The 21855-nt window shown below is 61.9% G+C and carries 17 protein-coding genes; 8 read left to right on the plus strand and 9 right to left on the minus strand.

Annotation, left to right across the window (positions count from 1 at the left end; all coding sequences use genetic code 11):
* Window positions 1-10: 10 nt before the first annotated feature.
* Complete coding sequence (locus tag RS694_RS02505; RefSeq protein WP_029708861.1) at window positions 11-2134, minus strand: ATP-dependent helicase; 2124 nt, start codon at window positions 2132-2134, stop codon at window positions 11-13.
* A 390-nt stretch (window positions 2135-2524) separates the two neighbouring features.
* Between RS694_RS02505 and RS694_RS02510 the strand changes: the two genes are divergently transcribed.
* The 3 genes from RS694_RS02510 to RS694_RS02520 all read left to right on the plus strand — a co-directional run bounded on the left by RS694_RS02510 (window position 2525) and on the right by RS694_RS02520 (window position 4935).
* Window positions 2525-3496 carry an AEC family transporter gene (locus RS694_RS02510; RefSeq protein ID WP_029708860.1) on the plus strand — a complete coding sequence of 324 codons (972 nt, stop codon included), beginning with the start codon at window positions 2525-2527 and terminating at the stop codon, window positions 3494-3496.
* A gap of 92 nt (window positions 3497-3588) precedes the next feature.
* Window positions 3589-4461, plus strand: a complete 873-nt coding sequence (locus tag RS694_RS02515) for a hypothetical protein (protein ID WP_152528872.1) — start codon at window positions 3589-3591, stop codon at window positions 4459-4461.
* Window positions 4462-4593: 132 nt separating this feature from the next.
* On the plus strand, window positions 4594-4935 hold the full coding sequence (locus RS694_RS02520) for a hypothetical protein (protein ID WP_029708858.1): 342 nt from the start codon (window positions 4594-4596) through the stop codon (window positions 4933-4935).
* Here the strand turns inward: RS694_RS02520 and RS694_RS02525 are convergent.
* On the minus strand, window positions 4932-5546 hold the full coding sequence (locus tag RS694_RS02525; RefSeq protein ID WP_029708857.1) for a YitT family protein: 615 nt from the start codon (window positions 5544-5546) through the stop codon (window positions 4932-4934). The two genes, RS694_RS02520 and RS694_RS02525, sit on opposite strands and share 4 nt — an antisense overlap.
* A 274-nt stretch (window positions 5547-5820) precedes the next feature.
* On the opposite strand from RS694_RS02525, the gene RS694_RS02530 reads away from it, so the two are divergent.
* Window positions 5821-6984, plus strand: coding sequence for an IS4 family transposase (locus RS694_RS02530; protein WP_029707262.1), 1164 nt, complete (start codon window positions 5821-5823; stop codon window positions 6982-6984).
* A gap of 290 nt (window positions 6985-7274) precedes the next feature.
* On the opposite strand, the gene RS694_RS02535 is transcribed toward RS694_RS02530, so the two are convergent.
* From RS694_RS02535 to hemE, 3 genes are all read right to left on the minus strand, one after another.
* Window positions 7275-7784: a hypothetical protein gene (locus tag RS694_RS02535; RefSeq protein WP_029708918.1), complete on the minus strand. Its 510-nt coding sequence runs from the start codon at window positions 7782-7784 to the stop codon at window positions 7275-7277.
* Between the two features lie 288 nt (window positions 7785-8072).
* A complete protein-coding gene (priA, locus tag RS694_RS02540; RefSeq protein ID WP_029708919.1) occupies window positions 8073-10220 on the minus strand; it encodes a replication restart helicase PriA in 2148 nt (715 codons plus the stop codon).
* A 371-nt stretch (window positions 10221-10591) separates the two neighbouring features.
* Window positions 10592-11731, minus strand: a complete 1140-nt coding sequence (gene hemE, locus RS694_RS02545) for a uroporphyrinogen decarboxylase (RefSeq protein WP_029708920.1) — start codon at window positions 11729-11731, stop codon at window positions 10592-10594.
* Between the two features lie 70 nt (window positions 11732-11801).
* Here hemE and RS694_RS20205 point away from each other — a divergent pair, with 70 nt between their 5' ends.
* A complete protein-coding gene (locus RS694_RS20205) occupies window positions 11802-12227 on the plus strand; it encodes a PilZ domain-containing protein (protein ID WP_051392032.1) in 426 nt (141 codons plus the stop codon).
* Between the two features lie 10 nt (window positions 12228-12237).
* Here the strand turns inward: RS694_RS20205 and RS694_RS02555 are convergent, their stop codons facing one another.
* The 4 genes from RS694_RS02555 to RS694_RS02570 all read right to left on the minus strand — a co-directional run bounded on the left by RS694_RS02555 (window position 12238) and on the right by RS694_RS02570 (window position 16044).
* Window positions 12238-12651, minus strand: a complete 414-nt coding sequence (locus RS694_RS02555; protein ID WP_029708922.1) for a CoA-binding protein — start codon at window positions 12649-12651, stop codon at window positions 12238-12240.
* Between the two features lie 11 nt (window positions 12652-12662).
* Window positions 12663-14909 (minus strand): protein-disulfide reductase DsbD family protein, encoded by a 2247-nt coding sequence (locus RS694_RS02560; RefSeq protein WP_081708687.1) that lies wholly within the window; start codon window positions 14907-14909, stop codon window positions 12663-12665.
* 123 nt (window positions 14910-15032) lie between these two features.
* The gene (locus RS694_RS02565; protein WP_029708924.1) at window positions 15033-15614 is read right to left on the minus strand and encodes an outer membrane protein; all 582 of its coding nucleotides are present in this window, start codon (window positions 15612-15614) and stop codon (window positions 15033-15035) included.
* 97 nt (window positions 15615-15711) lie between these two features.
* Complete coding sequence (locus RS694_RS02570) at window positions 15712-16044, minus strand: DUF167 domain-containing protein (RefSeq protein WP_029708925.1); 333 nt, start codon at window positions 16042-16044, stop codon at window positions 15712-15714.
* 122 nt (window positions 16045-16166) lie between these two features.
* Between RS694_RS02570 and RS694_RS02575 the strand changes: the two genes are divergently transcribed.
* The 3 genes from RS694_RS02575 to RS694_RS02585 all read left to right on the plus strand — a co-directional run bounded on the left by RS694_RS02575 (window position 16167) and on the right by RS694_RS02585 (window position 21739).
* Complete coding sequence (locus RS694_RS02575) at window positions 16167-17999, plus strand: hypothetical protein (protein ID WP_029708926.1); 1833 nt, start codon at window positions 16167-16169, stop codon at window positions 17997-17999.
* Window positions 18000-18067: 68 nt separating this feature from the next.
* Window positions 18068-19672 (plus strand): B12-binding domain-containing radical SAM protein, encoded by a 1605-nt coding sequence (locus tag RS694_RS02580; protein WP_029708928.1) that lies wholly within the window; start codon window positions 18068-18070, stop codon window positions 19670-19672.
* Between the two features lie 72 nt (window positions 19673-19744).
* On the plus strand, window positions 19745-21739 hold the full coding sequence (locus tag RS694_RS02585) for a sensor histidine kinase (RefSeq protein WP_051392033.1): 1995 nt from the start codon (window positions 19745-19747) through the stop codon (window positions 21737-21739).
* Window positions 21740-21855 lie beyond the last annotated feature (116 nt).

Here is a 21855-nt window from a genome sequence, read left to right on the forward strand (position 1 = left end):
TGGATGGCATCTAGCGGGTCTGGGAGGCTGCAGCCGCAGAGGCCTGGGCCTTGGCGGCAAATTCGGCGCGCAGCGCCTTGAGCTTTTCGCGCGGGTCTTCTTTGACGGTGGCTTGGTCCAGCCCCATCTCGGCAATAAAGCGGCTGGGCAGGGCGGCCACCATTTCGCGGCCTTTTTTGCGGCGGCGCGTCCAGCTCACGGCCAGGCTGCGCTGGGCACGGGTGATGCCCACGTACATCAGGCGGCGTTCTTCCTGCAGGCGGGTGGCCATGTCTTCGTTGGCGGCTTCGTCGGCCTTGGTCGATCCGCCCAACGAATCCGCGCCGTCGCCCAACTTGAACGGCAACATGCCCTCGGTCACGCCCACCAGAATCACATGCGGCCATTCCAGCCCCTTGGAGGCGTGCAGGGTGGAGAGGGTCACCACATCCTGGTCCTTCTCGCGCTCGGAGATGGTGGAGAGCAGGGCGATGGTTTGCGAGACTTCGAGCAGGCTTTTGATTTCGCGCTCGGTAACCCCGGCCACGTCTTCAATCTGGCCGCCGCAGCGTGCCGCCATCCAGTCGCAAAACTCCAGCACATTGGTCCACTTGGCGGAGGCGACCTTTTCGCTCTCTTCGCCGTCGTACAGGTGTTTCTCGTAGCCAATTTCCTTGAGCCAGTCGGCCAGGAAGACCTTGGCCGCCTCGGCGCCTTCGGTGTGGCGGGCGCGGAATTCCAGGTCGTTCAGGTAACGGCCAAACTCGTGCAGGCTGCCCACGGCCTTGGCGCTCAGCACACTGCCCAGCGAAGACGAAAATAGCGCTTCGAACAGGCTCAACTTGTACTGGCTGGCAAACACGCCCAGGCTGCCCAGCGTAGTGTGGCCAATGCCGCGCTTGGGTGTGGTGACTGCGCGCAGAAACGCCGGGTCGTCGTCATTGTTGGCCCACAGGCGGAACCAGGCGCACAGGTCGCGGATTTCGGCACGGTCAAAGAAGCTCTGCCCGCCCGATACCTTGTAGGGAATATTCGCCTTGCGCAGCGCCTTTTCAAACGGCTTGGCCTGGTGGTTGGCGCGGTACAGCACGGCAAAGTCGCGAAACGCCTTGTACTGAGCGCCTTCCTGGGCCAGGGCGCCTTCCGAGCGCAGGCTCTGGATGCGGGCCACGGCGCGCTCGGCCTCGTGTTCTTCACTGTCGGCGTCCACCACACGCACCGGTTCGCCTTCGCCCAGTTCACTGAACAGCGTTTTGGGAAACAGCTTGGGGTTGGGGCCAATCACGTTGTTGGCCGCGCGCAGGATGGCGCTGGTGGATCGGTAGTTTTGCTCCAGCTTGACCAGCTTGAGCGTGGGAAAGTCGATCGGCAGCTTCTTCAAATTGTCCAGCGTGGCGCCGCGCCAGCCGTAGATGGACTGGTCGTCGTCGCCCACGGCAGTGAAGCGGGCGTTTTCGCCCACCAGCAGCTTGAGCATCTCGTACTGCGTGGCGTTGGTGTCCTGGTATTCGTCCACCAGCACATGGCCCATCTGGGCTTGCCATCGGGCGCGCACTTCTGGGAAGTCGCGTAACAGCTTGAGCGGCAGGCTGATCAGGTCGTCAAAGTCCACGCTCTGGTACGCCGTCAGGCGCTCTTCGTAGCGGCCCATGACCGTGGCGATGATGCGTTCGTTGTCGTCTGCGGCCAGCGCCAGGGCCTGCTGGGCGTTCATGCCCGCGCTTTTCCAGCCGCTGATGGTCCATTGCCAAGACCGGGCCGTGGCCGCGTCCACGGTGCCGCCCGCGTCTTTCAGGATGCTGGTGACGTCATCCGTGTCCAGAATCGAAAACGCGGGCTTGAGCCCCAGCACTGCGCCGTCCTGGCGCAGCATCTTCACGCCCAGTGCGTGGAAGGTGCACACCAGCACGTCCTTGGCGGCGCGGCCAATCAGGCCCTTGGCGCGCTCGCGCATTTCGGCGGCGGCCTTGTTGGTGAAGGTGATGGCGCAAATGCGCTTGGCTTCCACGCCGGTCTGCATCAGCCGCGCAATCTTGTGCGTGATCACCCGTGTCTTGCCCGAGCCGGCACCGGCCAGCACCAGGCAGGGGCCATGCAGGTAGTTAACGGCTTCTTGTTGGGCCAGATTCAGGCCGGAGGGCGGGGAGGCAGACATGCAGGGGAGAGCACTAACAATAAGACAGAGGGGCGGCCAGTCCTGACCACCCCGAGCGCGCCATCTTAACGGGTGTCACCCGGCGAAGAGCCTGTTCACAATCTGTACGGGGCCACGCAAGTGCCTTTTCGGGATGGGCTGCTAGGCGCAAAACGCAGTCGGGCTGGTGCCCGGCAAGGCTTTGCAACGCCGCAGACTGCCCGAAAAGGCACTTGCCCTTCGGGTTGGGACGCAATCGGGCGATTTGCCCACCAAACCCCTTGCATGGGCACGAGCCCATGCGGCGTGATGTTGGCGGTCAACTCATCCCGATTGCGTCCCAACGTGACCCCGTACAGATTGTGAACAGGCTCTACGGGCGCCGGCCCCAAATGCCCTGACAATGGCGGCGTGCTGCAAATCCTGACCATCACTTTCCCCTTTTTCGCCCTGGTGCTGTGCGGCTACATCGCCGCCCGCCGGGGCATGCTGCCGCTGGCGGCCATTCCGGGCATGAACGGTTTTGTGTTGTTCTTCGCGCTGCCCTGCATGCTGTACCGCTTTGGCGCGTCCACGCCCATTGCCGAGCTGTTGGACCCCAGCGTGGTGCTGACCTATACGCTGTGTGCGCTGGTCATGGTGGCCTTTGTGGTGGCCGTGACGCTGCACGGCCGCATTGGCTGGAACGACGCCTCGTTTGGCGCGCTGGTGGGAGCCTTCCCCAACACGGGCTTCATGGGCGTACCACTCTTGGTGGCCCTCTTGGGCGCCAAGGCGGCTGGGCCGGCCATTGTGTCCATTCTGGTGGACATGGTGATCACTTCGTCGCTGTGTATTGCGCTCTCGCGCCTGGGCGAACACTCCGGTGCCTCGGCCACGCAAGCCGCCAAAAACGCGCTCAAGGGCGTGGCCACCAACCCCATGCCCTGGTCCATCCTGTTGGGCGGGTTGGTGTCCGCGCTGCAGATCGAATTCCCCCAGCCGCTGGTCGCCACCGTGGGCCTGCTGGCCGATTCGGCGTCCCCCGTGGCCCTGTTCACCATTGGTGCTGTCCTGGCCCGTTCGCAAATCATGGCCAAGGAGGACAAGTCGCACGAGGTGCATTGGCAAGAGTACGTGCCGGTGGCATTGATCAAACTGTTTTTGCACCCGCTCTTGGTGCTGCTGGTGGGCGTGACCGCCGTGAGCCTGGGCGTGCCGCTGGACAAATTTGCGCTGACGGTGCTGGTGCTGCTGGCCGCCCTGCCCAGCGCCAGCAATGTGTCGCTGCTGGCCGAACGCTTTGGCGCCGACAACGGGCGCATCGCACGCATCATTCTGGTGTCCACCGCGGCGGCTTTCTTTACATTCTCGGGCGCAGTGAGCCTGATGACGGGGCGGTAAACGGGTAGAGCTGTTTTGCAGCCCTACAGTTGTACTGTCTGCTCAGGATGGGCAAAGTGCGACATTCATTACAGATGATGAAGGGGGAGCGTATGACAACATTGCCGGAGCATGTCGAAAAATTGCCGCACTACAACGCGGACCAGAAAAAAGCCATCGTCTCGCAACTGGGCAGTTTTTATGCCCATGATCTCCGTATCAAGGAAGGTAGTACATATACGTTTTTGCCCTTTACGGAGGAGCAATTCACTCGGCGCGTGTGGCCGACCATTGGCCCTCAGGCTGTTGCCAAACCCAAACTGCTTTTCATCGGGTTCGAGGCGGGGGAGTTGCAGATGGTTAATAGCATTGCCGCAGCGTTTGATGACGTGAACACCATGCTGGACGCCGGCTTGCAAAACGTCGGGGTGAGCGGCAGGTTCAGTGCCACACCCTATGAATTGCTGTTTGGTACCAAGGCAATGCGTTCTGGAAGCAGCTTTGCGCTGCGCGAACGCAAGGTCAAGGAAGTACTGGAGGCCATTCAGACAGATTTGACCAAGCACTGGATCATTGAGCGCAAGGCCACGAGTAGTGATGTCGCAAGTTGGTCAGCCGGAGACAAAATTGCAATAGGGTCTGCGTGGCCTCAAGGCGGAGGAAAATTTGCGGCCGGCGTCCTGATCCACGAGATGGGGCACCGCCAAGGGCTACAGGATATTTGCGCCGTTTGTCGCGCTGCTGATTTGAAGACGGCGCATTTCCAGCTGTATGAATCCGAATCGCTGAAATGCAGCAAAAATAAGCCGCATGGAGACCTTGCGGCGAGCAACGGGGGCCATTTCATCGGCATCAAAAGATCCCGATTGTTGGCCACAACGCAAAAAAATCTCACCGTCTGGAATGCTGACTCCTATCGTTGGTATTGTTCCTATTTTTTCAAGCCAGAAGTTCAGGCAGGGGCACCCAAAGCGATTTCCTGGTAACAGACGAATATTTGCTATTGATTCAGTAGCTGCTTGCGCATATCTGGTGAGGGCTAGGTGCCAATTTAATGCCTAAAACCGCGATAGCCCCTGAACCTCTGGTGGCATCGCCGGGCTGGGCACAATAGGCCTATGGAATTTGTATCGACTCTTTTTGCTGCCGTGGTCCGCACCGTATTCAAGCTGGTGCTGCTGGCTGCGGCGCTGGTGTTCATCTTGAGCCTGTTGTGTGTGGCCCTGGTCAGTGTCACCTGGATCCTGCTCAAGGCCCTGCTCACCGGCCGCAAGCCCGCCTTTGTGACCACCTTCACGCGTTTTCGGCAGGCCTCCCAGCAGTTCCGCAGCGGTGAATGGCCGGCCCGTGGCGGTGCGGGGTTTGGCCGTGCAGCACCTGACGATGTGATGGATGTGCAGGCCCACGAGGTGCGTAACGACCAAGCGCTGCCCTACGGCCCGTCGCAAGACAAACCCTAGACGCCCAGATACCTGCCCGGCTTGTGGTTCAGCGCCAGGATGGCGCCAATCGCCACCGCACCGGCCACCGACTCCAGCACCTTGATCGGCGGAATCACCGCCAGGGCCGCCAGCACAATCAACACGTCCACGCCCATCTGCACCTTGCCGGCGCTGATGCCCTTGGACTGCTGCAGCCACTGGGCGAGGATATTCACCCCGCCCACACTGGCCTGGTGGCGCAACAGCGCCAACAGCCCAAACCCGATCAGGAAACCGCCCAGCACCGACGCCACCCACGGGTTGAGCAACTCAAACCGCACCACCCGCGGCGCGAACCCCGTGAACACCGACACCAGCACCACCGCCGCAAAACTCTTGATGGTGAACTCCGCCCCCAAGCGGTACCACGACAGGCCGAAGAACGGCAGGCTCAGCACAAAGAAGAATATGGCCAGGTTGATGCCACTGGCATAACTCAGCAAAAACGCCACCCCCGCCACGCCGCCCGTGATCAGCCCCGCATGCGAAAACATGGTGAGTCCCAAGGCGACAAACAGCGAGCCCGCCAACAAGGCGTGCCCGTCGTCAAGCCAGGAATGGATCATGGGTTTGGGGGAGTCGGTTGGCATGCCTGCATGGTAAGCATGGCGCGTGCCACTCTTTGTGCATTGCTTGAAGCGGTGGACGTGATTTTTGCTATTGAATTGGTAGCTGGCTGCACAGTATCCATAGGGGCTGGGGGCTGATTTTGCTTGTAATTTCACTAGTGTCCGGTAAATTTTGCATCAGGGCAGTTCAAACCTAAGCTGGATGCGGGTTTCAAGAGCTTTTTGGATTCCGGCGATTTGAAATCCGATTTTTGCCCGTGGGCATATCGTGACCTCATTTTTCGAGGTTTACGTCATGAACGCTGGTCGCACGGTATTCGCGCAATTGCTGGCCGTCGTACCGTTTAGCCACTTTGAACACCTCGTTGATAGGTACCAAGCCAACCGCTGGACACGGGATTTCACTGCCTGGAGCCAATTCATTTGCATGGCCTACGCGCAGTTCACTCGCAGGGAAGGCTTGCGCGACCTGATCGTGTGCCTGAACTCGCAAAGCTCCAAGCTTTACCACTGCGGCCTGCGTCAGCGTGTATCACGCTCCACATTGGCCGATGCCAACGAGCGGCGTGACTCGCATTTGTTCGAAGCACTGGGGCAACGCCTGATCGAAACCGCGTTGGATTTGTACAAAGACCATGACATCGGCTTGGGCCTCAAGGAGCCACTGTATGCCATGGACTCCACCACCATCGACTTGTGTCTGAAACTGTTTCCCTGGGCTGACTTTCGGTCCACCAAAGCGGGAATCAAGGCCCATACGGTGATCGACCTGCGGGGTGCCATTCCAGTGATGCTATCGATCACCACCGGCAAAGTCGGCGACTCGGGGCAATTGGATGCATTGAGTCTGCCCAAGGGCTCTATCGTCGTGCTGGATCGCGGCTACGTGGACTTTGCAAGGTTGCACCGCTTGGTGCAACGGGAGTGCAGCTTTGTGGTGCGCGCCAAAGACAATTTGAGCTTCATCTGCAGTGAAGCCCACGCGGCTGATGTGCAAACCGGCGTGTACTCGGATCAAACCATTGTGCTGACGGGGGAGCGCTCCAAGAAAGGCTACCCTGAGCCTTTGCGCCGGGTACGTTTCTACGATGCAGTGAGTTGTTTGGAACTCGTCTTTCTAACCAACCGTCTAGACCTATCCGCCCTCACCATCGCAGCCATCTACAAGCAGCGCTGGCAGATTGAGCTGTTCTTCAAATGGCTCAAGCAGAACCTGAACATCCAACACTTCTTTGGCAATTCATTGAACGCGGTGAGATCACAGATATGGATTGCAGTGTGTACCTATTTGATAGCTTTGGTCGCACACCACGGACTACATACTGACCTGTCACTGCGTAACTTCTTGCATCTGGTGGAGGTCAACATGTTTGAGAAGATCTCTTTGGCTCAGATGGTAGACAACGCTATCAAGGACGACAGTTTCGAAGAGCTGAAATCGCAGGTTGAACTCTTCTGAAAACGGGGCAAAATTTACCGGACAGTAGTGTTGTAATTTGCCGGTGGGCATTGTTGGGCGGCATGGTACGCAAGGTGGCTTGCGTGGCTCCCGTTCTCCGGGACGTCATGCATTTTTTTGGGGGCGCCTGCCTCGTCCGTTAATGCCGCGATGGGTGGTGCGGCAGAACTACCGCCACTGCTTGCGGACATTTGCAGTGCTCACAAGCAGTCGTTAACGTCGGCGTTGTCCGGCGGGCAGCATACGCCGCGTAGCGGCTTTGTGCAGATGCCTGTCCGCTGTTGTACGTCTCAGCGTTCAAAGAACCACTCCATGAATTCGCCTGCGACTTCGGGAGACAATTCTTGCACAGCCTCTGCTACCAGTGGCTGCCCTTTGGCTGCCGCGATTGCCGAAAGCGCGCATTGCATAAAGTCTGCATCCCATTCGCGCGCGGAAGCTGCCGCGACCAATGATGGCAGTTTTGCCAATGCATCGAAGTAGGCCGCTGCCAGTTCACCCGGAACCTCGAGCTCTTGCTTTCTTCGGCAAATTTCAACCCATGCCGGAAACTGAAAATAGACTGCATCCGCCCCAAGCGGGTTGGTTGCGGCCGCACGAACAACGTGAGGGACGGCTGCGAACGACGCATCAAACACATCCCCTTGGTGGGCCAATGCACTCCAAAGCGAAAACCAAGGCTCAGTTTCACCCAGCGAGCCAGGAAGAGTGGTCAGTTGGGCTAACAGTGCCGGGATGTCCGTCGCGGCACCATATGCATGATGAAGCTTGGACCAGTGATTGCTTTCGAGGGTGAGCACAGCGCGGTCCTATGACGTACAGCTTGATATAGACCGCAGAAATGCGAAATAACATGGCTCAGTTGTCATGGTGCGCGCCTCCCTTGCAGCAGCTAAGTGATTGTTTTCACTTGATTTTTCATCAGTATATGGCCTGCTATGCAATCCATGAAAAAACCGTGAAACCCCGCAAACCCCAGGTCCTTCGACAGGCTCAGGACGAACGGGTGTTTTCAGTGTTCTCGAAATTTGCTATCGAAAAAGTAGCTGCTTGCGCATGCTAGATAAGGGCTAGAGCCCTAAAACACCTCAAATCGCCAGCGGATCCACATCAATCGCCCAGCGAATCAGCCCCTTGCATTCCGGCAAGCCGCGCGTTGCGTGCAGCACCGATTGCCAGGCTTCCAGAAACTGCTGCAGCGCCGCGCGTGAGGGGCTTTCGACCAGCATCTGGGCGCGCTCTACATTGGCCACGCGCTGGATGCTCATGGGCACGGCGGGGTAGAGGGTGATCTGCTCCAGCAATGGGGCCCAGCCTTCCCATTGCGCCATGTCGGTCTGCGCGCTCTGGCGGGCGGCGTTCAGGAAAGCCTGCGCGGCTTCCTGCGTGCGTGCGTCGGCGCGCACCAGGGCTTGCGCGCTGAAGGGCGGCATGGCGGCCTGTTCGCGTTCTTTGAGTTGCTGTTTGGCAAAGGCGGGGTAGTCGTAGGTCTTGAGCGCGGCGTACAGCGGGTGGGCGGGCTGGAAGGTCTGCACCCAGACCTCGCTCTGCGCGCCCAGCGCGGCGTCGCGCCCGGAGCGGCCGGCGGCCTGCATCAACAGGCTGAACAGGCGTTCGGGCGCGCGGAAATCGCTGCTGAACAAGGCGCCGTCCGGGTTCACCGCGGCGACCAGCGTGATGCGGCGGAAGTCGTGGCCCTTGGCGATCATCTGGGTGCCGACCAGCACGTCCACCTCGCCCGCGTGCACGGCGGCCAGTTGTTCTTCGAGTGCGCCTTTGAGGCGCGTGGTGTCGGCGTCGATGCGGGCAATGCGCAGCGGCTCACCTTCGGGGAAAGCGTCGCTCACGGTGTTGGGGCGGCGCACATCGGCCAGCAGCTCGGCCAGGTGTTCTTCCAACTGTTCGGTGCCACGGCCCAGCGTGCCGATGTCGACATTGCCGCAGCTCGGGCAGGCGCGCGGCACGCGTTCGGTAAAGCCGCAGTGGTGGCAGCGCAGCGTGCGGTCGATCTTGTGGAACACGCGGAAGGCACTGCAATGTGGGCAGGCGCTTTTCCAGTCGCACTCGGCGCAGTGCAGCACTGGTGCGTAGCCGCGCCGGTTCAAAAACACCAGACACTGCTCGCCGCGCAACACACGTTCCTTGATGGCGTCAATCAGCGGCAGGGAGAACACGGCTTTGCGCGGCTGGTGGTTCATGTCCACGCGCCGCACCAGCGGTAGCTTGCCCGTTTGCCCAATGCGCGATGGCATGTGCAGCCGCAGGTAGCGCCCGCCCTCTTCGGCCGGGCGGCTCTGGTGCCAGCTTTCCAGCGAAGGGGTGGCCGATCCCAGAATGACTTTGGCGCTTTCGAGCCGGCCGCGGTAAATGGCCAGGTCGCGGGCGGAGTAACGCGCACCTTCGCTGCTTTTGTAGCTGGGGTCGTGCTCTTCGTCGACCACGATGAGCTTGAGCTTGGGCAGCGATGCAAACACCGCCATGCGGGTGCCCAGCACAATGCGCGCGCCGCCGCTGTGCGCGGCCAGCCAGGCCTTGAGGCGCTGCGGGTTGGTCATGCCGCTGTGCATGGACACGACGGCCTGCGCGCCGTAGATCGGCGCAAAACGCTCGATAAAGCGCGCTTCGAGCTGCGGTGTGAGGTTGATCTCGGGCACCATCACCAGCGCCTGTGCGTCGGGGTCTTGTTCCAGCAGGGTTTGCACGCAGTGCAGGTAAACCTCGGTCTTCCCGCTGCCGGTGGCGCCATACAGCAGAAAGGGGCCGCTGTACGTCTCGATCTGCGCCACGGCGGAGGCCTGCTCGGGCGTGAGCGCAGGGATGGCGGACAGGGGGGCAGCGGTAGCGTCCGGGCCTGCGGCGGCCTTGGGGCGCTTGAGTCGGCGCTCCATTTGCTTGGGGTTCAGTTCACGCAATTGGGGCGGCAGCGCGGCCAGCGCCACCTCACCGACCGAGCGCTGGTAGTAGCTGGCGGCGAAGCTGAGCAATTGCTGCCAGGCAGCATTCAGCGGGGCAATCCCTTCGAGCACGCCGGCCACCGCGCGGATCTTGTCCGGGTCTATCTCGCCGGTGGCGTCGATAGCGCTGCCATTCCACACCACACCCAGGGTCTCGCGCGTGCCCAGTGGCACCCGCACCAGCGTTCCCGCAGGTCGCGGCTGCTCACTTTGGTAGGTGAGTACCGGCCCCAGCCTGGCGTGCGCCGGGGTCTGGACAAGAATGCTCAGCCAGTGCGCCATGGGTGGGAGGTTGGCCGGGTGTTATACGGGAGGGGGGTGGACGGCACTTGGGGTAATTTATGGATGTGAATTGTCGAAATACGCGTTAAGTGCTTGATTCAAAACAACTTTACAGAACATTCATAGTTTCTGTGGATAACTTTGTTGATATGTTGTCATGAGCCGCGCCAAAGCCTTGTAAATCAAGGCTTTCACTGGAATGCCCAGAAAAAAAGCAAAGTTTTATTTCCTTATAAATCAACCACTTACGTTCGCTATGGCTTTGATAGCGCGTATCCCCCATTTGGGGGAGGCATGCTGCTCCGCACCACAGATTTTGTGCATAAGTAACTATCCGTTCGTTGGGTAGCGCCCAAAAACGTGTTAATGCATCAAGTTCTCATTTGGCGCGAATGGCGGTGCACGGCCTCTACCAAAGCCGCCACATGCTCGGGAGGCGTGTACTGACTTATGCCGTGGCCGAGGTTGAAAATGTGCGTCGGGCCGGTGCCCGTACCTTGGTAAGGCGCGCCAAAACTGTCGAGCACCCGGGCCACTTCGGTGGCGATGGCGGCGGGGGGCGCAAACAGCACATTGGGGTCGATATTGCCTTGCAGCGCTTTGCCGGGGCCATTCTCCTGTCCGCCGACCAGCGCGCGGGCTTTGCCCAAATTGACCGTCCAGTCCAGGCCCAGCACATCGCAGTCCAGCGCCGCCATCTCCTGCAGCCACAGGCCGCCGCCTTTGGTGAACACCAGGCGTGGAATGGTCTCGCCGTTGGGGCCGGTGCGCTTGAGTTGCGCCAGTACCCGTGCCGTATAGGCCATGCTGAAGGTCTGGAACGCGCCATCGGCCAGCACGCCGCCCCAGCTGTCAAAAACCATCACGGCCTGGGCGCCCGCGTCGATCTGGGCGTTCAGGTAAGCGGCTACGGAGTCGGCGTTGATGGCCAGCATGGTGTGCATCAGGTCCGGGCGGCTGTAGAGCATGCTCTTGACCAGGCGGTAGTCGTCCGATCCCGCGCCTTCGACCATGTAGCAGGCCAGTGTCCACGGGCTGCCGGAGAAACCGATCAGCGGCACGCGCCCTTTGCCGTCTTGCGTCAGCGCCTTGCGGATGCTGGAGACGGCGTCAAACACGTAGCGCAGCTTGTCCATGTCGGGCACGGCCAGTTGGGCAACCGCCGCTTCGTCACGCACGGGGCTGGCGAAACGCGGGCCTTCGCCCTGGGCAAACGACAGGCCCAGGCCCATGGCGTCGGGAATGGTCAGGATGTCGGAAAACAGGATGGCGGCGTCCAGCGGGTAGCGCTCCAGCGGTTGCAGCGTGACTTCGGTGGCGTAGTCGGTGTTGGTGGCCAGGCCCATGAAGCTGCCGGCCTTGGCGCGCGTGGCCACGTACTCGGGCAGGTAGCGGCCGGCCTGGCGCATCAGCCAGATGGGGGTGTGGTCGGTGGCCTGGCGCAGGCAGGCGCGCAGGAAAGTGGGGTTGTGCAGGCCGGAAAAAGTCGCGTCGAGATTGGGGTTCGTCATACCCCAATTGTCGCAGTTTGATACACAAGATATGGGCGGGATGTCAGGTCGCTATGGTAGGCTGAATGCCATGTTGTTCAAGGCTTGGCCCAGTGCGCGAAAAGCGCGTCCGGTTGACTCCAGCGCGCTGGTCGTCGCGACGGGGCATCGGCGTTTTTTTCGTTCGCTCATTGAGACACCCGCACGCCTGAACCTGGCGGGGCAGATGCGCGAGGTGCGCCTGCTCGATATCTCGCTGCAAGGCGCGTTGGTCGAGGCGCCCCCGGGCTTGCAAAGTCTGGTGGGCACGCGCGGGCGCCTGCGCTTGAGCCTGTTGCCCACAGAGGTCATCTCCATGGACGTGGCCGTGGCCCGCACCCAAGGGCATTGCCTGGGCTTGCGCTGTGTGAACATCGATCTCGACAGCATCACCCACCTGCGCCAATTGGTCGCGCGCAATTCCGAAGATCCCCAGTGGGTGGGCCTGGACCTGGCGCGGCTCATCGGCCACGCCTGATTCGCTGCGGCTACGCCACCGCTGTGCGGCGGTGATCCACCATCAAGCAGCGGTTTTCCACCACCAGCAGCCCCGCCGCACGCGCCTTGGCCGTCGCTGCGTCGTGGTGGATGCCCAGCTGCAGCCAGATAGCTTGCGCACCGACGGCAATGGCTTCGTCCACCACGGGCGGCACGTCAAAGCTGTTGCGGAACACATCGACCAGTTCGATACGGTGTTCGCGGGCCGCATCGGTCAGCGTGGGGTAGGCCTTCTCGCCCAGGATCTCGCTGGCATTCGGGTTGATCGGGATGATGCGCCAGCCCTGGGCCTGCATGTAGCGCGCGACACCAAAACTGTCTCGGTGGGTTTTGGGTGACAAGCCCACCACCGCCACGCTGCGGTAGTTCTTGAGAATATGTTCGATGGTTTGCTGTTCAGTCATTCCGGAAGTTCTCATAACGTATTCAACGCAGCGCGCAGTTCGCCCGCACCCAGAATTTCAGAGAATACGACTGGCGGCTTGCCCGGTGTGTAGAGCACATACACCGGCACGCCGCTGCGGCCCAGTGCGCCCAGTGCTTCGGTGATGGCCGGGTCGCGCCGCGTCCAGTCAGCGCGCAAGAGCGTGACCTGGCGCTGGGCAAAGTCGGCCAGTACATCGGCATTCGCCAGCGTGGTTTTCTTGTTGTACTGGCAGGTGATGCACCAGGCAGCGGTGAAGTCCACAAACACCGGTTTGCCCGCGGCCAGCGCGGTCTGCACGCGCGCCGGTGCCCAGGCCTGCCAGCCTTCAGCGGCCGTGGTGCTTGCGGCGGGTGCTTCTTCCAGTTTCAAGACATTAGGGCCTATAGCCCCCGCCAATAGTGCGCAAGCAGCTATTGAAATGCTAGCAAATACCCAGCGACTGCGGCCCACCAATTGCAGCGACCAGAGCAGCATGGACAGCGCCAGCAGCAGCGCCAGCAGGCTGGCCGCGCCGTCTACACCACTCAGGTGCCCCAGCACCCAGAGCAGCCAGACCACGGTGGCCGCCATGGGGAAAGCCATGAAGCGGCGCAGTTGCTCCATCCACACGCCGGGGCGCGGCAGCCAGCGGCCCACGGCGGGCAGCCAGCTCGCCAATAGATAGGGAAGAGCTAAGCCCAGACCCAGTGCAGCAAAAATGCCCAGCGCCTGCGCGGCGGGCAGGCTGATCGCATAGCCCAGTGAGGCGCCCATGAATGGTGCGGTGCAGGGCGATGCAATGGCCACCGCCAGCACACCCGATAAAAACGCGTCGGCCAGCGGGTGGCGCAGTTGCAGGCTGGCCAGGCTGCTGGGCAGCAGGTTACCCACGAGCTTGTCGATGTTGAGCCAGCCAGCCAGATTCAGTGCCAGCAGCGTGAAGAGCAAAGCCAGCCCCGCTACCACGGCGGGCGACTGCAACTGAAAGCCCCAGCCCAGTTGTTCCCCGCTGGCGCGCAGCGCCAGCATCAGTCCACCCAGCGCCACAAACGACAGCACCACCCCGGCGGTGTAGGCCAGGCCTTGTGCGCGTTGTTCGCCCGAGCTGCGCGTACCCTGCTGCGCAAAACCCAGCACCTTGATAGCCAGCACCGGAAACACGCAGGGCATGAGGTTCAGGATCAAGCCACCCAGCAGCGCGGCGGCCAGACCGATGGCCCAGGCCGTCAGCCCCGCATCTACCGCCTTGGGCTGAGCGCGGTTATTGTCCAGCGCGGCCTGCAGCGCAGGCGACACGCCGGCGCGCACGGCCAGCGCGGGCCAGTCCCCCGTGACCGGCACTTCAGCGCGCAGGCTTTGTGTGCCGAGAGTCAGCACCACGGGCAACACGTTGGGGCTGCTGCTGCGCTGGGCCGAGAGGGGCATGCTGGCGGACCAGACGCCGTCTTTCCACTGTTGACCGGATGCGGCACCCAGGGTGTCGCTGGCGCCCGGGGTTGCCGCGGTTTCCAGCAGCTCCGGTGTTTCGGGGTACAGGTTCAGGGCCTTGCCCCGCCAGGCGGCAGGCAGGCCGCGCACGGTGACTGTGACGACCTGTGCATTCACCTGCGCTTGTGTCTGGCCCGCAAAGGCCTGGGGCTGGGCGGCATGGGCGGCGTCAAACGCGGCGCCGTGCAGGGCAGTGGAGCCCTGCACCGGCAGGCGCAGCACAAAGTTGCCTTCCTGGGGGATGCAGGTTTCCTTGCACACCAGCCAGCTCGCCGCAAGGCGGATTTCCAGATCACCGGTCAGCGGGGGCTGGAAGTCTTTGGCTATGGTCAGCGGCACGGGCAACAGCACGGTGTTTTCAAAGCCCAGATTGGCCAGGCTGCCAATGGCGATGCGGGTTGGCGTGGGCCAGGCAATGTCTCCTGCGGTCACCCCTGCGGGCAGGGTCCACTGCACCTGGGTGGGCAGGCCGGAGTCGCCGGCGTTTTTCCAGTAGGTGTGCCAGTGCGGCTGGTGCTGGAACTGCAGGCCCACCCACACCGGCTGGCCGGGCTGCACGCCTTGCGGGGCGTGGGCGACCAGCTCGGCGCGCACCTGCTCGGTCTGCACCACCGCGGCGTGGCTGCCGGATGGGGCGGTATTTTGCAGGTCAAATGGGGCTGCAGCCCTTGCGGTGATTGCGCAGGCAGCTATCAAAATGAGAGTAATTTGGCGCCCGAGGCGGCGACCCGCTGCATGCCGGGAGATCAATGGGGAAAGCGAAATCATGGAAGGATGTGAGCCGGGCGCGGGATGGAAGTTCCAGCGATTGTCGCGGCCTCGCGGGAAAGGGCCGGAATAGGCCCGTAAAAAAGCCCACCGGAGTGGGCTTTGACGTGTGCCGGTGAGGGCTTAGAACTTGTAACCCACCCCCAGTGAGAAGATGGTGGACTTGTTGCTGAGTGTGGTGCCGCCGGTCGTCGTGACATCGTTGTACTTGTTCGAGTCGTACACCAGTTGCCAGAACAGGTTTTTGTCGATCATGGACTTGATGCCGACGCCATAACCCAAGCCCGTGAGGCTGTAGGACGCAGAGGGTGCACTGTCAACCTGCAGGGTGCCGCCCAGCGCAGAAATCTTGCCAAAGATGACCGTGGAGTCCGTCACGGCGATGCCCGGCGTCAAGTCAAACGAGGTGTTGTCTTTGGTATAGGCGTCGGCGCCCAGACCGCTGGCCGATGCAGTGTTGCGCTTGACCGTTCCCAGCGTGGCACCCACGCCCAGCACGAACTGATCGGTGATGGCGAAGGTGTACTGCGCTTGCAGGCCCAATCCTGTGCTGTTGCCACTGTCCGATACAGAAAGGGCGTCGACAGTGGATTTGGTGGATTCGAGATTGGCCGAAAGACTGAAGCCTTCAAAGCTCCTGGCCTGTGCGAACACCTGGGGCGCTGCCAAGGCGAGGCAGGCGGCGGCGATGGCTATTTTTTTCATGTGCTACTCCTTGAAAACAGGCAAAACAACACGACGATCAAAAACGCGATTTCAGTATAGCCATTGGGCCCGGTGCTTGCTAGCCCCAAAAGCAAACCTATGTATCCCCAAGGGGCTTGGCTGCAAAGGCAGCGGGCAGCTTTTTTGGCGCCCGGATGCGCAACTGCTTGTGGACGCTCTCCCGGCCAAACACTACCTCTATATCGGCAATTGCCACGCCAAACAAAGGGGCCAGAAAACGAACCATGTGATCGGTCGCCTTGCCATCCTTGGGGGCCGCGGTCACGCTGACCTTGAGCTGGGTGCCCTTGGGTTTGCCAATCGCGTCCTTGGCGGCTGCCGGTTTGCCCAGGATGTTGACGACCAGCACCTCGCCGTCCCAGGCGAAAAACGAATCACCAGTGATGGAGCGAGGGCGTGGAGCAGGCATCCCCTAATATAGGAGGTCCATGCCCGCTTACCACGCCCCACACTGCTTTTTTCCTGCATGACATGAGAGCAGGGCTCCGTTCACCCATCGCTCTGGTCGTGCCCGTTGTCGGGGCGCTGTTCATGGTTGTCTACCTGCTCGACATGGGGTACGAGTCGTCACTGCGCGGGCTCGATTTGTCCTGGCACGTGATGCTGGGCTACGCGTATGAAAACAAGCTTCAGCGCGGGACCCAGATCATCTTCAACTATGGGCCGCTCTCGTTCATAGAGTCTGGGATTTATTTCGAGCAAAGCCATGTTGAAAAGCTGCTCTACCGGGCCGTCTATCTGCTGACTCTGGGTGTGGGCTGCTTCTCGGTATTGCGAATCAGGAGCGTATGGGCCTTGTTGGCATGGTGCGGCCTGACCCTGTACTTGATCATGTGGCGGGATGTGTATTTGCTGCTGCCGGCCTTGCTGCTGTGCCACCACGAGTGCCGCAGACAACCGGGGAATGGCGCGCAGCTGGCGCTTTCCATTCTGCTCGCGTTTGGCGCAGCGTTTGCGTGTCTGGTCAAGGCCAATGCCATGTTCTTCACGGTGCCCGCGATTGTGCTGGCGAGCATCTACCGCTTCACGGTACGGGACTACCGCCCCATTGTCCCGGTGTGTTTTGTGTTGTCCACCCTCCTGCTGTTCTGGCTGTCGGGCCAGGAGCTCTCTGGTTTCTTCGAATTTTTGCGTGGTTATGTGGACGTTTCGCGGGCATACAACGCGGACATGGGGCTGCCCGCGCCGTGGGCGCTGCATGCTGCCTTCGTGGTGGGCGCAGCCGCCGTTGTCGCGGCGACCCTGCGTCTGACCAGTCCTGCCAGCACGGTGCTGAGCCTGCTCACCCTGGGCTATCTGCTGGTGGCCTACAAGATGGGTTTTGTTCGCCATGGCGAGCACCCGCAAGCCGCGTTTCTCGCACTGGCCGTGATCAGCGCCATCCAGCTCTGGACTCCGAGCAGCGATGTCCTTGGCCGCAACCAGCGTTGGGTGCTTGCGGCCGTGGCCATTGCGGCGGCGGCCTTCGTTGCATCGAGTGCGGTCCCGGCGTCCCTGCCGCCGTATGGAGATGCCAATAAAGGGTTTGCCAGCGTTTTGCAGTACCGCGTCCGTTATCTGCTGGACCCGACATTCAGGGCCGCTAAAGATTTCGAGGAGCGCCGCCGGTTCGCGGTGGCGTTCGACGCGGCGCGCTCCGCCATTCCGTTTGATGCCATCGAAGGCCCCGTTGACGTCTTCCCCTTTGAGTTCAGTCTGGCCTACGCGTCGGGGCTGCCGATCGCCACGCGGCCCGCATTCCAGTCCTACTTTGCAACCAGCCGCTACATGACGGAGCGCAACGCCGAGTTTCTGGCCAGTCCGCAGGCGCCGCGGTCGGTGATTTTCAGCATCGTGCCCATGGATGGCCGTTACGCTGCGCTGGAAGATCCGCTTACAGTCGGCGCCTACCGGCGGTATTACCAGGTCGACAGGCAAAAGCCGGACGCGCTGCTGCTGACGCGGCGCGCGCATCCACTGACCCAGTCGCAGTCATGCTGGCATATGCAGGCCGATGTGAACCAGCCGCTGCCGGTTCCCGCCATCAGGCCCGATCAGGCCGTGTGGGCGCACATTGCGCTGGATCCCAACTGGGTGGGCCAGGTCACCAGTGTGCTCACGGGCCCGCCCGTTCTTCGCATGGCCGTCACCACATCCGCCGGGCGCAGTGATTTCCGGTTCTTGCGCGAAGCGGGCGAAGTCGGTTTCCTGTTGTCGCCGACCCTGGGTTCGACTGAAGCGGCAGCGCGGTTTTTCAAAGGCGAAAGCCGTCCTGAGGAGCGTGTCCTCAGTCTCATGGTGCTCCCGGCGGATGGTTTAATCCCAGCGTTTGGCAACCGTATTCCGGTCAAGCTGTGCGTGCTTTCCTGGGCGGAAGGGCGATGAACCCAAGCGAAAAATGTGTCACGCGCGATGGCACACGCGTGGAGCAGGCATCCCCTAATATCAGGCCCATGGCATCCCCCCACGCTCGTATTGCCCTGGCCACCCTCAACGCCAAGTACATCCACGCCTCGCTGGGCCTGCGGTATCTGCTGGCCAATATGGCGCGCCACGGCGGTGCGGACTTGCGCGCCTGCACCACGCTGCACGAATTCACCATCCAGCGCCCTGCGCAGCAGGTGGTTGATGCCTTGCTGGCCGCGCTGGATGACGGCGGCGCGGCGCGGGTGCAAATCGTCGGTTTTGGGGTCTACATCTGGAATGTGCTGCAGACCACCGAGGTGGTGCGCCTGCTCAAGGCCCAGCGCCCCGGCGTGAAAGTGGTGCTGGGTGGACCCGAGGTGAGCCATGAGCTGGAAGGCCAGGCCATCGTAGCGCTGGCCGACCATGTGATTACCGGCTGGGGCGATGTGAGTTTCCCTGCGCTGTGCCGCGCGCTGGTGCATGGGCCGCAGCCGCTCATGAAAATCATCGCTGGCGTGCAACCGCCGCTGGAGCAACTGGCGCTGCCGTATGCCGAATACAGTGATGCCGACTTGGCGCACCGCGTGTTGTATGTCGAGGCCTCACGCGGCTGCCCGTTCAAATGCGAGTTCTGCCTGAGCGCGCTGGAGAAGACGGCGTGGGCGTTTGAGCTGGACGCGTTTGTGGCTGAGCTGGACACGCTGTACCGGCGTGGTGCGCGCACCTTCAAATTTGTCGACCGCACCTTCAACCTCAAGATCGATGCTTCGGTGCGCCTGTTGGCGTTTTTTCTGGAGCGCCTGGCCGCTGCACCGCAGGAGCCCTTGTTTGTGCACTTCGAGGTGGTGCCTGACCATCTGCCGGACCGGCTGAAAGAAAGCATTGCGCAGTTTCCGCCCGGCGTACTGCAGTTTGAAGTCGGCATCCAGAGCTTCAACCCCGTAGTGCAGCAAGCCATCTCTCGCCGCCAGGACAATGACAAGACTGAGGCCAATCTGCGCTGGCTGCGCACGCACAGCCAGGCCCATTTGCACACCGATCTGATCTTTGGCCTGCCCGGTGAAAACTGGCAGAGTTTTGCGCAGGGGTTTGACCGCCTGCATGCGCTGGGGCCGCACGAAATCCAGCTCGGCATCCTCAAGCGACTGCGCGGTACACCGCTGGCGCAGAAAAGCCGCCCGGGTGCGCCCGCCCTGAACGCCATGGTCTACGCACCCGAGCCGCCCTACACCGTGTTGCAGACCGACGCGGTCAGTGCGGAAGAACTGCAGGCCTTCACCCGGCTGGCGCGTTACTGGGACCTGGTGGCCAACTCCGGGCGTTTTGCGCGCACGCTGGATCTGCTGTTGCAGGGGCCGTCGGCCTTTGATGCGTTTGCCCAATGGTCTGCCTGGCTCTGGGCCATCAGCCATCAAACCAGTGGCCTGTCGCCTGAACAGTTGGTGGACTGGTTGTTTGCTTACCTCACGGAGGTGCGGACGCTGCCAGTGCACACGGTGCGTGCAGCGTTGCTGGCGGATTACGAGGGCAGCGGTGCGCGTGCCAACCCGCGTGTGCTGCAGGGCTTCCTGCGTCGTCCGCCTGCGCCTGCCCCCACGCAGTCCGCTGCGTCAGGCGCACGCCAGCAGCGCCATCTGGCGGTGGCCGAGTAACCCTTGGCTTGACCGCAATGCGCACCCCAACGATACTTTGACGACGCCCCCTACGTTGGAAACAACACGCCGATGACGAGTACCCCCACCCCCGAAGCGCCCCAATCCGCTGGCCTGTCATTGCGCCAGACCCTCTTTCTGGGCGCGGGCCTGGGCATCCTGCTTCCCGCACTGGCGCTGGGGTACTTCCAGATCACCAGCCGGTATGAAAACGAGGTCAACCTGCGCGTGCGGGCCCCCATGCAGCAGTACGCCGATGTGCTCTCGCGTGGCGTCGCTGTGGCGATCTGGAATGTGGACCATGGCGTGGCCAACGAACTGGTCGACGCGGTCATGCGCAACCCCGATGTGGTGCGGGTGACGGTGACAGATGAATACAAGGAAATTTTTGTCCGCAAACAAAGTGAACAGGAACCCGAAGGCGAAGTGCTGCGCGAGGAGCGCGACATTAACTACAACGGTGCCCGGGTTGGGCGCCTCAGTGTGGAGCTGACCGCCCAGCGTATCCAGCGTGAATTCCTCAACGACCTGATCAAACTGGCCGCGGCCCTGGCGGCACAGGTGGGTATCTCCTTTCTGTTCATCTGGTGGCTGTTTGACCGGCGCATGATGCGCCCCCTGCACTCGCTGCAAGAAGGTGTGCAGCGCCTGGCCCGTGGTGAGCTGGCGCAGCCCCTGGTCTGGCAGCGCGAAGACGAAATTGGTGGCTTGGCCCGTGGCATGGACACCATGCGCACCGACCTGGCCGCCCTGATTGCCGAGCGCGACGAAAAAAACGCCGCACTGCAGACCGAGCTGGCAGAGCGCCGCCGTACCGAAGAGGCACTGGGCTTCAGCCAGGCCAAGTTTGCGGCGATTTTTGATGCCTCGCCGATTGCCATGACGGTCTCGCACATGACCGGTGAGTTCCCTATTTTGGACGTGAACAGCGCCTGGGTGCGGGTTTTCGGGCGTGATCGCTCCGTGGCGATAGGCTCCAATGGCGAAACCAATGGCATGTGGAAAAACCGCGACGCACGTGACGCGGTGATGCAGACGCTGCTGCAACAGGGCGAGATTTCCCGCTATCTGGCCTGGATGGTGCGGGGCGACGGCCAGGGAGAGATGTTGTGCGAAATCTCGGGCCGTGTGATCGCGCTGGGCCAGGAGTCCCTGCTGATCCTGGCCTACGACGACATCACCGCCAAACACCAGTACGAGGCCGATATCCTGCGCCTCAACGCCACGCTGGAGCAACGTGTGGACGAACGCACCCGGGAACTCACCGGTGCGCTGGACCGTCTGACGGCAGCCCAGTCCGAACTGGTGCGTGCCGAAAAAATGTCGGCGCTGGGATCACTGGTGGCTGGCATTGCGCATGAGCTCAACACCCCCATTGGCAACAGCCTGACCGTGGCCAGCACCCTGCAGGACCATGCCAACAGTTTCACCAACGAGATGGCCAAGGGCCTCACGCGCAGTCGTCTCGAAGAGTTTGTCGGGAACATACGCCAGGGATCTGGCATCCTGATGCGCGGCCTGCACCAGGCGGCCGAGCTGGTGTCCAGCTTCAAGCAGGTCGCCGTGGACCAAACCAGTGTGAACCGGCGCCGCTTCCAACTGGCCGAAACCATCAACGAGATATTGTTGACCCTGGGACCGACCATGCGCAAGACTTCCCACACGGTGAGTAGCCAGGTGGCCTCGGATATCACCATGGAAAGTTTCCCAGGCCCGCTGGGGCAGGTCATTACCAACCTGATCAACAACGCGTTGTTGCACGCCTTCGAAGGGCGGCAGCAGGGCCACATCACGATTTCTGCGGTGGCGGTGGATGCGGACTGGATCAAGTTCACCGTGCAGGACGATGGTGTGGGCATTCCCCCGGCCCATCTGGCCCGGGTGTTCGACCCCTTCTTCACCACCAAGCTGGGCCAGGGCGGCAGCGGCTTGGGGCTGAATATCGTCTACAACCTGGTCACCAAAACCCTGGGTGGCAACATCCGTGTGGACAGCGCCCCAGGCCAGGGCGCTTGTTTCACCTTGACCTTGCCGGTGGTTGCGCCGGTAGTGGCACCAGAGCATTAGCCCCCACGCTTCACCCACGCACGGCCATTGGCCCGAGTAGGGCGCATTGCCACAACGTGAGCGCATCTGCGACCGCAAATGCGTGCGCGGGTTGCTGCTCCTGAGGGGGCGTCATC

The sequence above is a fragment of the Rhodoferax saidenbachensis genome (assembly GCF_001955715.1).
GTDB lineage: Bacteria > Pseudomonadota > Gammaproteobacteria > Burkholderiales > Burkholderiaceae_C > Allorhodoferax > Allorhodoferax saidenbachensis.